The 13,281-nt window shown below is 64.3% G+C and carries 11 protein-coding genes; 2 read left to right on the top strand and 9 right to left on the bottom strand.

Going from position 1 to position 13,281, the window contains the following annotated elements:
• Positions 1-195 precede the first annotated feature (195 nt).
• The 3 genes from J1902_RS05015 to fdxA form a co-directional block, all read right to left on the bottom strand.
• Positions 196-1,479: a citrate synthase gene (locus J1902_RS05015; protein WP_207615139.1), complete on the bottom strand. Its 1,284-nt coding sequence runs from the start codon at positions 1,477-1,479 to the stop codon at positions 196-198.
• Between the two features lie 233 nt (positions 1,480-1,712).
• Positions 1,713-2,861, bottom strand: coding sequence for a succinyldiaminopimelate transaminase (gene dapC / locus J1902_RS05010; RefSeq protein WP_207615138.1), 1,149 nt, complete (start codon positions 2,859-2,861; stop codon positions 1,713-1,715).
• A gap of 15 nt (positions 2,862-2,876) precedes the next feature.
• Positions 2,877-3,203: a ferredoxin gene (fdxA, locus tag J1902_RS05005; RefSeq protein WP_018776555.1), complete on the bottom strand. Its 327-nt coding sequence runs from the start codon at positions 3,201-3,203 to the stop codon at positions 2,877-2,879.
• Positions 3,204-3,336: 133 nt separating this feature from the next.
• Here fdxA and J1902_RS05000 point away from each other — a divergent pair, with 133 nt between their 5' ends.
• Entirely contained in the window at positions 3,337-3,579 is a 243-nt protein-coding gene (locus tag J1902_RS05000) for a putative acetyltransferase (RefSeq protein ID WP_207615137.1), read from the top strand.
• 54 nt (positions 3,580-3,633) lie between these two features.
• Here the strand turns inward: J1902_RS05000 and J1902_RS04995 are convergent, their stop codons facing one another.
• The 4 genes from J1902_RS04995 to J1902_RS04980 all read right to left on the bottom strand — a co-directional run bounded on the left by J1902_RS04995 (position 3,634) and on the right by J1902_RS04980 (position 9,903).
• Positions 3,634-4,941: an MFS transporter gene (locus J1902_RS04995; RefSeq protein ID WP_307794373.1), complete on the bottom strand. Its 1,308-nt coding sequence runs from the start codon at positions 4,939-4,941 to the stop codon at positions 3,634-3,636.
• Positions 4,942-5,001: 60 nt separating this feature from the next.
• Positions 5,002-5,379 carry a hypothetical protein gene (locus J1902_RS04990; RefSeq protein WP_207615136.1) on the bottom strand — a complete coding sequence of 126 codons (378 nt, stop codon included), beginning with the start codon at positions 5,377-5,379 and terminating at the stop codon, positions 5,002-5,004.
• Between the two features lie 17 nt (positions 5,380-5,396).
• Positions 5,397-7,313, bottom strand: coding sequence for a translational GTPase TypA (gene typA, locus J1902_RS04985; RefSeq protein WP_207615135.1), 1,917 nt, complete (start codon positions 7,311-7,313; stop codon positions 5,397-5,399).
• 745 nt (positions 7,314-8,058) lie between these two features.
• Positions 8,059-9,903: an ABC transporter ATP-binding protein gene (locus J1902_RS04980; protein ID WP_207615134.1), complete on the bottom strand. Its 1,845-nt coding sequence runs from the start codon at positions 9,901-9,903 to the stop codon at positions 8,059-8,061.
• Positions 9,904-9,982: 79 nt separating this feature from the next.
• Here J1902_RS04980 and J1902_RS04975 point away from each other — a divergent pair, with 79 nt between their 5' ends.
• The gene (locus J1902_RS04975; protein ID WP_207615133.1) at positions 9,983-10,612 is read left to right on the top strand and encodes a PH domain-containing protein; all 630 of its coding nucleotides are present in this window, start codon (positions 9,983-9,985) and stop codon (positions 10,610-10,612) included.
• A 21-nt stretch (positions 10,613-10,633) separates the two neighbouring features.
• On the opposite strand, the gene J1902_RS04970 is transcribed toward J1902_RS04975, so the two are convergent.
• The gene (locus J1902_RS04970) at positions 10,634-11,728 is read right to left on the bottom strand and encodes an ABC transporter permease (protein WP_207615132.1); all 1,095 of its coding nucleotides are present in this window, start codon (positions 11,726-11,728) and stop codon (positions 10,634-10,636) included.
• Positions 11,725-13,266: an ABC transporter permease gene (locus J1902_RS04965; RefSeq protein WP_207615131.1), complete on the bottom strand. Its 1,542-nt coding sequence runs from the start codon at positions 13,264-13,266 to the stop codon at positions 11,725-11,727. Before J1902_RS04965 ends, J1902_RS04970 begins: the two co-directional genes overlap by 4 nt.
• Positions 13,267-13,281 lie beyond the last annotated feature (15 nt).

Genomic DNA, 13,281 nt, shown 5'->3' with positions numbered 1-13,281 from the left:
CTGGGCTGGTCCACCACCAAGACCGTGGACCAGATGTGCGAAGACCACTGGCGCTGGCAGAAGAACAACCCCTTCGGCTACAACGCCTCCTGACGATGCGTTCGCAGGACCACGGAACGACAAAGCGGCCGCCCACCGTGAGGTGGGCGGCCGCCGTCGTTCAATCCTTCAGGAAATTCCCCAAGCGTCCTGGCCTCAGTTGGCCGGGTAGTTGCGCTCGGGTTCCCCTGTGTAGAGCTGCCGCGGGCGGCCGATCTTGGTCTGGGGATCGTTGATCATTTCGCGCCACTGGGCAATCCAGCCCGGCAGGCGGCCGATCGCGAACAGCACGGTGAACATCTTCTCCGGGAAGCCCATGGCCTTGTAGATCAGGCCGGTGTAGAAGTCCACGTTCGGGTAGAGCTTGCGCTGGATGAAGTAATCGTCAGCCAGGGCCTTCTCTTCGAGGCGCATCGCGATGTCCAGGAGTTCGTCGTTGCCGCCGAGCTTGCCCAGGATCTCGTGTGCCGTCGCCTTGATGATCTTGGCGCGGGGATCGTAGTTCTTGTAGACGCGGTGTCCGAAGCCCATGAGGCGGACGCCGTCTTCCTTGTTCTTGACCTTCTCCATGTAGTCCTCCGGCTTGATGCCGTCGGCCTGGATCTGGCGCAGCATCTTCAGCACGGCTTCGTTGGCGCCGCCGTGGGCAGGGCCGAAGAGGGCGTTGATGCCGGCGGAGACTGAGGCGAACAGGTTCGCGTTGGAAGAGCCGACCAGGCGGACGGTGGAGGTGGAGCAGTTCTGCTCGTGGTCCGCGTGCAGGATGAGGAGGAGGTCCAGGGCCTTGGTGACCACCGGGTCCATCTCGTACTGCTCGGCCGGCAGGCCGAAGCTCAGGCGCATGAAGTTCTCCACGAGGTTCATGGAGTTGTCCGGGTACAGCATGGGCTGGCCGATGGACTTCTTGTGCGCGTAGGCCGCGATGACCGGGAGCTTCGCCATGAGGCGGATGGTGGAAACTTCCACGTGCTCCGGGTTGAACGGGTCCAGGGAGTCCTGGTAGAAGGTGGAGAGCGCCGAGACGGCCGAGGAGAGCACCGGCATCGGGTGGGCATCGCGCGGGAAGCCGCCGAAGAAGCCCTTGAGCTCCTCGTGCAGCAGGGTGTGGCGGCGGATCTTCTGGTCGAAGGCTTCCAGCTCCGTGGGGGTCGGAAGGTTCCCGTAGATCAGGAGGTAGGAAACTTCCAGGAAGCTCGAGTGCTGGGCGAGCTGCTCAATGGGGTATCCGCGGTAGCGCAGGATGCCGGCGTCACCGTCAATGTAGGTGATGGCCGAGGTGGTGGCTGCGGTGTTCATGAAGCCAGGGTCATAGGCGACGGCGCCCGTCTGCTTCAGCAGCTTGGAAACGTCGTATCCTTCGTTTCCTTCTACAACCTTGATGCGCGGAAGCTCGAGTTCGCCGCCGGCATGGCGCAGTGTCGCGCTGGTGGTCTCAGTCATGGAGTCCCCTTCATGAGGCCTCTGGGCCTCTGTAGAAAGCTTGATCCAACCAACATCTGGTCTCGCCGCCTGCGGCCCTGCTGGTGCAGGGTTCCAACGGCCAATCGGCTTTCTTGTTGAAAGCCACCATTGATAGTCAGTTAAAAAGCTACCGCCAGTAACCGCCCGGAACTAATCCGCTAAGGTCGGTTACTGGCGGATTTCCGCGCGCTGTGTCGCAAGTCACAGCATTGTTATCGGCCCGTGTTCAGCCGCTCGACGGCGGCATCGATCCGTTCGTCGCTGCCCGTGAGCGCGACACGGATGAAACCGTTGCCTGCGTCGCCGTAGAAAACGCCGGGGCCGACCACAATGCCGAGTTCCGCGAAGCGGGCCACCGTGTCCCAGGTGGCCTCGCCGGCCGTGGACCACAGGTAGAGGCCGGCCTTGGACTCATGGATTGACAGGCCGAACGCCTCCAGCGCCGGCAGGATGCGTTCGCGGCGGCCGCGGTAGAGGTCTTTCTGCGCCAGCACGTGGCCGGCGTCGCCCAAGGCAACCCGCATGGCTTCCTGGACGGGGAACGGAACGATCATGCCGGCGTGCTTGCGGCTGTTGACCAGGTTGGCCATGATGGCCGAGTCTCCGGCGACAAAGGCCGCCCGGTAGCCTGCCAGGTTGGACTGCTTGCTCAGGGAGTAGACGCACAGCAGCCCGTCCGTGGATCCGCCCGTCACCCGGGGATCCAGGATGCTCGGAACCGCCTCTCCACCACGCTGGACATCCCATTCGCCCCAGCCAAGCTCTGCGTAGCATTCGTCGGAGGCCACCACGGCACCGATTTCGCGGGCCTGGGCGACGATCCGGCGAAGCGATTCGATGTCCCGGACGCTGCCGGTGGGGTTGCCCGGGGAGTTGATCCAGATGAGCCGGACCCTGGCCCGCGTTGCCGCGTCCAGTTCGTCGAGATCGTCCGCGGCCACGGCCGTAGCCCCGGCCAGCATGGCCCCGATGTCGTACGTGGGGTAGGCCACGGTGGGCCTGACCACCACGTCGCCGGAGCCCAGGCCCAGCAGGAACGGCAGCCAGGCCACCAGCTCCTTGGAGCCGACCGTGGGCATGACATCCCTGGGATCCAGGCCCGGCACGCCGCGGCGGGCAGCGAACCAGTCCACCACTGCCTGCCGCAGGGCTTCGGTGCCGTGGACGGTCGGGTAGCCGTGTGCGTCCGAGGCGGCGGCCAGGGCCTCGCGGACCAGCTGCGGAGTGGGGTCCACGGGCGTCCCGATCGAGAGGTTGACCGCTCCCCCGGGGTGCTTGCCGGCCGTGGCGACGTAGGGCGCCATGGCCTCCCACGGGTAGTCAGGCAGGTTGAGGCCAAAGGCGGGTGCCGCGGAAATCACAGGAAGCAGCCGCCCTTAGTGGTCTTGGTTCTGCGGCGGAAGGGCTGCGATGAAGGGGTGGTCCTTGCCGGTGTTGCCGATCTTGGCAGCGCCGCCCGGGGAACCGAGGTCGTCGAAGAACTCGACGTTGGCCTTGTAGTAGTCGGCCCATTCCTCGGGGGTGTCATCCTCGTAGTAGATGGCTTCCACGGGGCACACGGGCTCGCAGGCTCCGCAGTCGACACATTCGTCGGGGTGGATGTAGAGGGAACGCTCACCTTCGTAAATGCAGTCAACAGGGCATTCCTCAATACACGCCTTGTCCTTGACATCCACACACGGCTGCGCGATTACGTACGTCACGTCCCGACCTCTCCACGTTGTCCCGGACTTTGCCGGGTGAGACTTCCGGCACTTGGGCCGGACATTTGAATTCTGAACCTATTATCCACCAGTGCGATGACGCGAACCTACCCGGGCGTCTTAGTATGAAACGGTGAATCAGCCATTCCCGCACCCGCAGGATTTTCTGCTGCGTGCACCCGCCGGCATCCGCGTGGTGGTCCGGTACCGGATCGACGGCGGCATGACCGATGCGCTGGGACAGCTCGTGGCCGTCGGCGGGGACTCGTGTACGGTCCGCACGCGGACCTCCGACGTCGAGATCCCGCTGGACCGGGTGGTCGCCGCGAAGGAAGTCCCACCCGCGCCGGTCCGGCGACAGGCCGCACGGGACTGAATCGCACGGGACTGAATCGCAGGACTGGTTCCCAGGACCGGGTCCTGCAGTCCGTCAGTCCTTCTCGGGGGCGTCGGGAAGCTTCTTCATCCGCCGCAGCGGCGAAAACCACACCGGTGCGCAACATGCCAGGCTTCCCGCGACTCCGATCCACATGGTGGTAGTGACGCCCAGCCAGCTGCCGAGCACCCCGGACGCCAGCGCCGCCACCGGCATGACTCCCCAGACAACGAAGCGGATCGAGGCGTTCATTCGCCCCAGCAGCCGGGGCGGGCACACACGCTGCCGCATGGACACCTGCATGATGTTGTAGATCAGCACGCCGAAGCCGAAGCCGAATTCGGCGACGACCAGCATCACCGCTGACACCAACTGGTTCGGGGCGAGGACGGAGAACGGTACCAACGCCAGGAACAAGGCGCTCAGCGCCGAACCGAGCGGGATGACGGTTCCCTCGCCGATCCAGGACGCGATTTTCGGGGCCGACACGGCCCCGACGAGCCCTCCTGCCGCCCCCACGGCCATGATGACGCCCATGTTCTGGGGTCCCAAGTCCAGGATCCGCAGGACCAGGACCGGGAAGAGCGTCAGGGCCAAGGTGGCGAAGAAACTGACACCGGCGGTGCAGACCACGATGCGGCTGATCAGGGGGTGGCGGAAAACGAATACGAGGCCTTCCCGGATCTCCTTCACGAGCGGCCTGCGCTGGTGTGCCGGCGCCCGGTGCTCGTTGTCCCGGGTGCGGAGCAGGAACACTGCCGAGAGAAGATAACCGAGGACTTCGCCGAGGAAGAGGACTGGCGCCGAGACCAGCAGGAGCAACCCGCCGCCCGCCCCTGGTCCGCCGATCCTGGCGATCTGGGCGGTGGACTCAAGTTTGGAGTTGGCCTCTGGAACGTTTGCCGACGGGACCAGCGCGGGAACGTAGCTTTGGTAGGAGATGTCGAAGAACACCGTTGCCGTGCCCATGACACCGGAGATCAGGAACAAGTGCCAGATCTGCAAAGAGCCCGTCCACCACAGCAACGGCACCGCGGCCATCGCAGCCATCCGGATGAGGTCCGCAACGATCATGGTCCTACGTTTGAGCCAGCGGTCCACCCAGGCACCGGCGGGGAGGCCGATGAGCAGGAAGGCGGCGAGGCCCGAGGCACTAAGTGCCCCCACTTCAAACTCCGTGGCACCCAGCAAGGTCACGGCAAGCACGGGAAAGGCCAACTGCCCCAGCTGGGTGCCGAACTGGCTTATCGCCTGCCCGGTCCAGAACCGGAGAAAGTTGGTGTCGCGCCACAGCGTGGTGGCACGTTTCTGTCCGGATCGCCGGATCGGCGTGCCGGAAGCCGACGAGACGTCTTTGCCCACTGGCACAGTCTGGTTCAGCCGGCGGCCCGGGTCAATCACCTAGCCAAGGTGTCGCGCCGCTCAGGCGGAGCGCCGCCGCAGCCAGGCGGCGACAATGAGCATCGCAATCGTGACGCCTGCTATCCCGTAGACCCAGATGTTCCCGGCAGGATCGCCGAGAATGAGCTGCTTTCCCGGCCCGGCTGCCGCCAGCGCACCCACGGCGGCATAGCAGCCGATCCCGGCAACCGCCGTCGGGAGCAGTGACCGCGACCAGGCGGCCAGCCACAGCTGGACCGCTGCCAGCAGGACAAGCGCGGCGGCCGCTCCCCAGGGAACGTCGACGCCGGCAATCACCACGGACTGCCGGTGCAGTGCCGTGCCTGCCAAGGCTGCAAAAAGAGCCGCCGGCACGGCCGCGGCCAAACCGCGCGCCGTACCGGCGACTCTCTTGTTCATTGCCTCAACCGGCCGGACTATGCCTTGGCGCGGGCGCGGGTGGCCTTCGCGCGCTCGTTGGAGTCCAGGATGACCTTGCGGATGCGGATGGATTCGGGCGTGACCTCGACGCACTCGTCTTCGCGGGCGAATTCGAGGGACTCTTCGAGGGTCAGGTCGCGCGGCGGCGTCAGGTTCTCGAAGGTGTCGGAGGAAGCGGCACGCATGTTGGTGAGCTTCTTTTCCTTGGTGATGTTCACGTCCATGTCGTCTGCGCGGGAGTTCTCGCCCACGATCATGCCCTCGTAGACCTCGGAGGTGGGCTTCACGAAGAAGGAACCGCGCTCCTGGAGGTTGATCATGGCGAACGGCGTGACCACACCGGCGCGGTCGGCGACCATCGAACCGTTGGTGCGGTATTCGATCGGGCCGGCCCACGGCTCGTAGCCCTCGGAGATGGAGGCTGCGATGCCGGCGCCACGGGTGTCCGTGAGGAACTTGGTGCGGAAACCGATCAGGCCACGGGCCGGAACGATGAACTCCATGCGGCACCAGCCAGTGCCGTGGTTGGCCATGTTGGTCATGCGGCCCTTGCGGGCGGCCATGAGCTGGGTGACGGCGCCGAGGTACTCTTCCGGTACGTCGATGGTCATGTGTTCCATCGGCTCGTGGATCTTGCCGTCGATGGTCTTGGTGACAACCTGCGGCTTGCCGACGGTGAGCTCGAAGCCTTCGCGGCGCATCTGCTCCACGAGGATGGCCAGGGCGAGCTCGCCGCGGCCCTGGACTTCCCAGGCGTCGGGACGCTCGGTGGGCAGGACCTTGATGGAGACGTTACCGATCAGTTCCTTGTCCAGGCGATCCTTCACCTGGCGGGCCGTGACCTTAGCACCCTTGACCTTGCCGGCGAGCGGCGAGGTGTTGATACCGATGGTCATGGAGATCGCGGGATCGTCCACGGTGATCAGGGGCAGCGGCTGCGGGTTGTCGACGTCGGTGAGGGTTTCACCGATAGTGATCTCTTCGATACCGGCGACTGCGACGATCTCGCCTGGACCGGCAGACTCGGCCGGAACGCGGTCCAGCGCCTTGGTGGCCAGCAGTTCGGTGATCTTGACGGTCTTGAGCTCGCCGTTGGCACGGGCCCAGGCAACCTGCTGACCCTTGCGCAGGGTGCCGTTGTAGATGCGGAGCAGGGCGAGACGGCCCAGGAACGGCGAGGCGTCCAGGTTGGTCACGTGTGCCTGCAGCACGCCGTCCGGGTTGTAGGTCGGAGCCGGAATGTGCTCGATGATGGTCTTGAAGAGCGGCTCGAGGTCCTCGTTGTCCGGGGCCGAGCCGTTGGCCGGCTGGTCCAGGGATGCGCGGCCAACCTTGGCGGCGGCGTAAACCACGGGTACCTCGAGGACCTTGTCCAGGTCCAGGTCCGGAACTTCGTCGGCGAGGTCCGAAGCCAGGCCCAGGAGCAGGTCCATGGACTCGTGGACAACTTCGTCGATGCGGGCGTCAGGACGGTCGGTCTTGTTGACCAGGAGAATGACCGGGAGGTGTGCGGCAAGTGCCTTGCGGAGCACGAAGCGGGTCTGCGGCAGCGGGCCCTCGGAAGAGTCGACCAGCAGAACAACACCGTCAACCATGGACAGGCCGCGCTCAACCTCGCCACCGAAGTCGGCGTGTCCGGGGGTGTCGATCACGTTGATGGTGATGGTTTCACCGTTGGAGGAAGGTCCGTTGTAGGCCACAGTGGTGTTCTTGGCCAGGATGGTGATGCCCTTTTCGCGCTCCAGGTCACCGGAGTCCATCACACGGTCTTCGAGGTGGTTGTGCTCGGCAAAGGAGTTGGTCTGCTTGAGCATGGCGTCGACCAGCGTGGTCTTTCCGTGGTCAACATGGGCCACGATCGCGACGTTGCGCAGGTCACTGCGTGACGCTGTGTTGATGGTAGTTTCAGACATGCTTTTATGACTCGTTTCAGTGGTGATGTCAGCTGTTGTATCGCCGCATTTCCAACCGGAACGCACGACGCATAAGACCCTTTGGCACAGGGCACCTTCCAAGAGTCTAAACGCTGTGGTATTTATTGGCCTAAAAATCGTGTCAAATACCATAAATTTGTGGCCTTCATCACACCCCAGGTGCCGCGGGCAGGGCTCCCTTCCGGCTGGTCATTCGGGGCCGGATGACCGAATATTGCAAGGACAGCAGGATCCATCCGGGAGAACACCGATGCGAAACACCACGGCCTCTTCCCGCGTAGCCGCGCTGATCGGCGACTCGCAGTCCCACGATGCTGCACACGGGATTCCCGACGCCCAGATCCAGACCAACGCGGTCAACTCATCGCGGCCCCCAAGAAGCGGTATCCGGAGGCCTGGCTGGTCCTCGTAGGCACCTTGGCCCGCGGCGCCGCCAACGGCGGCGGGACGGAGCACACAGGTGGATGCCCTGCTCGGACGGGTTGCGGCCAAGGAAGGCGTGCCGTTTTCAGCGTGGGAGATTGGGTGAGCAGGTACGACGCCGGGGCGGACTTGATCGACGACGTCCACCTGGCCGCAGCGGGGCACCGGAAGCTCGGTGCGAGGCTCCTGGGCAGCAACCAAGCAGGGCAGGTAAGACCGACCATGCAGGAAGTCCCCGCAGCCCTCTGGGCTGCGGGGACTTCCTCCTTGCTGTTTGTCACGCCGGTTCGCGCCGGGCCGGCTATTCGATGCCGGCAGCCATGAGCTGGGCGCGCAGCTCCCGGCGTTCCCTTTGCTTCTCCGGATCCGGAAGGGGCACGGCGGCCAGCAGCCGTTGCGTGTAGGGCTCCTGGGGATTCCGCAGAATCTGATCACGGGTGCCTTGCTCCACGATCCGGCCGCGCTGCATCACGCAGATCCGGTCTGCGAGGACGTCAACAACGGCGAGGTCGTGCGTGACGAAGAGGCACGCGAATCCAAGCTCCCTCTGCAGGTTCTGGAACAGCTCCAGAACCTTCGCCTGCACGGAGACGTCCAATGCCGACGTCGGTTCGTCCGCCACCATGAGCTTGGGCTGCAGTGAGAGTGCCCGGGCGATGCCGACTCGCTGCTTTTGCCCGCCCGAAAGCTCGTGGGGGTAGCGGTTGCGGTAGTCGCGCGGCAATTCAACCTGGTCCAGGAGCCTCTCGATCCGCTTCTGCAGCTCGGTTCCCTTCGCGACGCCTGCCAAGTACATCGGCTCCCCGATGCTCTCACCGATGGGCAGGCGCGGGTTCAGCGACGACGACGGATCCTGGAAGACCATGCCGATGTCCCGCCGGACCTGGTGCAGCTGCTTTCCGTTCCGTTTTGCGGCAGAGATGTCTTGTCCCACGACGCGCATGGTGCCGGCAGCAACAGGCAAGAGCCCGACGGCGGCACGGCCGATGGTGGTCTTGCCCGATCCCGATTCGCCCACCAGTCCAACTACTTGACCGGGGTAGATCACCAGGTTGGCTCCTTCCACGGCGCGGAAGGCCGGGACTCGCCCTTGCTTGGGGTATTCGATTGCCACCTCGATCAGCTCCAGGACGGGGTTGCCCTTGGGCTTGGCCGCTTCTTCCGCCGCCTTCAAGGCTTCCTGGTTTTCGCGTTCCCGGCGGAGCAGTTCGTCGTGATCCACGGATTCGAGCTCAGTGTTGGTCGCCGCGGCCAAAGCTGCGGTGACATCCACCTCGGCATGGTCCGCACCTTGTCCCAAGTGCGGAACAGCGGCCAAGAGCGACTGCGTGTACTCGTGCTGCGGGTTGCTGAAGATCTGCTGCGCAGTTCCGCTTTCCACGATGACGCCCTTGCGCATCACGGCGATGCGGTCGGCGAGGTCGGCCACCACGCCCATGTCGTGGGTGATCAGGACGATAGCGCTGTCCAGCTTGTTGCGCAGGTGGCGCATGAGATCCAGGATCTCTGCCTGGACGGTCACGTCAAGGGCCGTGGTGGGTTCGTCCGCGATCAGCAGTTTCGGATCGCAGGACAGCGATTGTGCGATCATGGCACGCTGCCGCTGTCCGCCCGACAGCTGGTGCGGATAAGACTTGAAGGCTTTCTCGGGGTCGGGGAGCTCCACGAGGTCCAGCATGCGCAGGGCACGCTCCTTGGCCTGGTCCGGCGAAATCTCATTGTGCAGGCGAAGGGTTTCCACGATCTGGGCGCCCACGGTGTAGACCGGGTTGAGTGCCGTCATGGGCTCCTGGAAGATCACGGCCACTTCCTTGCCACGGACTTCGCGGATGTTGCCGGCCTTGGCGCCCAGCAGTTCACGGCCGGAAAGTTTCACGCTTCCCCTGACACGGCTATTGCCGGGCAGCAGCCCGAGCAGGGCCATGGAGCTGGCGCTCTTGCCGGAACCAGATTCGCCGACGATCGCGAGGACTTCACCTGCCCTGACCTCGTAGTTCAGCCCGATGGCGGCGGGGATCCATTTCTTGTCCACGCCGAAATCGACGCTGAGATCGCGCACCTCGAGGACCAAGGCCCCTGGCATGGTCTTGTCCGAAGCCGTCTCCAATGGGGTCGCCGCTGGGTCCGGGCTTGTGTTGTCAGTCATGTTGGGTCTTCCCTTCCAACCGGGCCACCCTCCAAAGGGTGATTCGTGAAGTAGCCCGGAATCCTGAATTATTAGGGGCATGAGCCGAGAGCCGCATGCCGGAAATGTCGAAATCTTCAAAGCCCGCAGCAACAGGCTGCTCGCCTGGATCTGCTGGTCCGTCGCGGCGTTCGGCGTGGTGGTCACTGTCACCGCGGCTGGGCCCGCAGCCCTTGCGGGAACCGCTCCCCTGCTGCTGGTTGCGTTCTTCGGCTGGTTGCTCTTCTGGCGCCCCGCCGTGGTGGTCCACGACGCAGGCGTGACGCTGGAGAATCCCTACCGGACGATCGACGTTCCCTGGGAGGCCTTGGTCCAAGTTGACACCCGCTATGCACTGACCCTGATGACGCCCGGCAGAAAGTACCCCGCGTGGGCTGCGCCGGCTCCGGGAATCTGGGGCGGGCGAAATGCCCGCCCCGAGCACCTCAAAGGCCTTCCGGAGACCTCGTACGGTCCCGGCAGCTCGGTCCGCCCCGGCGACCTCAAGAACACCGATTCCGGCGCCGCGGCCCTGATGGTTCGGGCCCGCTGGCAGGAACGCCTTGAGTGCGGGCAGGTCGAAGCAGGCCGGGCCGAAGAAACCCTGGTGCCCGTTGCCGTGGGTTGGTTCCGCGTGGCGGCCACGGTGGTGTTGGCCGCGGCCAGTTACTGGTCGGTTTTCCTGCAGTAGAGACACCTGCCCTGGTTCCATTTAGCTGCCCTTCGGCGCTTCGGCGGCCAGCGCCGTCGTCGTGCTGGAGTGCCTGGCGGTTTCGACGGCAGTCCTGGCCTTGAACTTCTTCTGGCGTGGATCAAAAGCGTCACGCAGGCCGTCGCCAATGAAGTTGATGCTCAAACAGATCAACACGATGAACAGGCCCGGGAACCAGAACAGCCAAGGGCGCGTGGCGAAGGCCTCCTGGTTCTGCGAGATCAGCAGGCCCAGCGACGTGTCCGGGGACTTCACGCCGACGCCGAGGTAGCTGAGGGCCGTCTCGAGCAGGATGGCTGCCGACATAGTCAGGGTGACGTTGACGATCAGGACGCCGACGGCGTTGGGCAGGATGTGCTTGAAAATGATCCTTGCGTTGCTGGCGCCGGAGATCCGTGCGGCGTCGACGAATTCGCGTTCGCGAAGGGTGAGGAACTCGCCGCGGACAAGGCGCGCCAGACCGACCCAGCTCACAAGTCCGAGGAAGATGCCAAGAACCAACACGCCGTTGCTCGCGGCAAAGCCGGAGAACCAGCTGCCTTCGTCCCTCCTGCTAGCCATCTGCGCCACCACTGCGGCCAGGAGCAGGACAGGGATGATGATGATGATGTCGGTGAGGCGCATGAGGATCGCTTCGACCCAGCCGCGGAAATAGCCCGCGAGGCCGCCGACTACCGCGCCGATCATTCCCGCAATAGCGCCGATGATCAGCATGATGATGACGGACTGCTGCGCGCCGCGCATGGTCATTGCAAAGAGGTCACGGCCAATGCGGTCCTGGCCGAAGGGGTGTTCTCCCCATGCCAGGGGCCACAGGGACGACGTGGGAGCGCCATCATTCACAAGCGGCGAGACGTCCAGGTGGCTGTATTTCCACCAGCCCGGGATGAACGCCCACCCCACGGAGGTGAACGCGAGAAGGAAGATGATGATGAACACGGCCAGGCCTACCAGGGCGCCTGTGTGGCCGAAGAAGCGTTTGCGGACAATCTGGCCCTGGCTCATGCCCTTTGCTTCCGGGGCGGACGCCGGAAAGGTGCCGCCATGGGCAGCCTGCTGTGCCAGGACTTCGTCCTCTTGGGTTGGCTGGCTCATGCTTTTATCCTTACGCGGGGATCGAGTGCGGAGTACGCAAGGTCCGCAATGAGGTTGAAGACCATCGCGGTCATCGCGACGCACAGGAACACGCCCATGACGGGGTTCGGATCAATGTGCATAATGCCGTCCAGGAACAGGAAGCCCATCCCCCGCACGGAGAAGACTGTCTCCGTGATGACGGCGCCGCCGATCAGCGCCCCGATGTCGAAGGCCACAATCGTGGCGATTGGAATCAGCGCGTTGCGGAATGCGTGGCCCATGACGACGGACCGTTCGGACAAGCCCTTGGCACGGGCCGTCCGGATGTAGTCCATGTTCATGATTTCCAGCATCGAAGACCGTGTGAAGCGCGTGTAGCTGGCCAGCGAGACCAGGATCAGGGCCACGGTCGGAAGGAGAAGGTGGGTGAACGTATCGAGACTCAGGACCCAGAAATCACCCTGGATGTTCGGAGTTCCTGCACCGATCGTGGCAATCGGACGGCCGCGGACACGGCTGTTGTTGAAGTACGTTGGCCAGGCCTGCATGAAGCGGTCCAAGATCACGAGTCCTCCAACGAGGAAAGCCGTGATGCCGGCCGACCGCATTGACTGGCCGCGGTCGTAGCCACCCATCAGATACCCGACGCCGACCCCGATCAGCACAGTTCCGATAGCCAGCAGGACGATCATCAAGGCCGTGGCCTCGGCCAGCAGCGGCTGCACCGCAAAATACGCCACGACGCCGATGCCCACCACGATCAGGGAGGACTGGAGGGCCTTGCGGTTCTTCAAGCCGGCTGCCAAGAGCGTGACCGCGAAGGCAATGCCGACGCCGGCAACGGCGATGACCACAGGGCCGAGCCCGGGGTTCCGGAACCAAAGGGTTGCCGAGAAATACACCAGCACCAACGTGACGGCGGCGAAAACCGAGCCACCTGTAATGGCCCGGCGCTTCAAGTCTCCGCCCGCGGCCACCGCGACCAAGAGGCCGGCTATGGCACCTACGGCGAGGGACACGGGAAGCGGTATCTCGGGATTGCGGAGGAAGTCGTTGAAGCCGATGGCACCGAATTCCTTCAGGAGCACGGCCACCCAGAAGATCGGCAGTGAAAAGAAGAGGAAGGCCATGAACGTCACGCCATAGTCCAGAGCGCTGTACTGCCTCAATGCAGTGATGATTCCGAGGGTGATGCCGATCAGGATGGCCAGGACGGTGGCGCCCGTGACCAGCGTCAGCGTCTGGACCAAGGCAAAGCCCAGTGCCTCGGTAATGGGCTGGCCCGTGATGTTCTTGCCGAGATCGCAGGAATTGGCGAAAGGGACGAGGCATTGGGCGGCGCCGCCGAGCCATTTGAAGTATCGAAGGGGGGCAGGTGTGTCAAGATCAAGTAGTTCGCTCCGGGCATCCATGAGCGCCTGCTTGTTGGGGGCGCTGCTGGCGCGGAGGTCTGCCAGGGGGTCACCTGACGACGCTGTCAGGAGATAGACCAGGAACGAAGCCCCTAGAAGTATGATTGCGGCGGTAACCAGCCGCCTGACGATATAGGTCACCATGGTGAAAGAACCTCA

The sequence above is a fragment of the Arthrobacter cavernae genome, from assembly GCF_017368795.1.
Taxonomy (GTDB): domain Bacteria; phylum Actinomycetota; class Actinomycetes; order Actinomycetales; family Micrococcaceae; genus Arthrobacter; species Arthrobacter cavernae.
The sequence above is the reverse complement of the archived record's forward strand: the minus strand, read 5'-3'. Positions and strand labels throughout refer to the sequence as shown.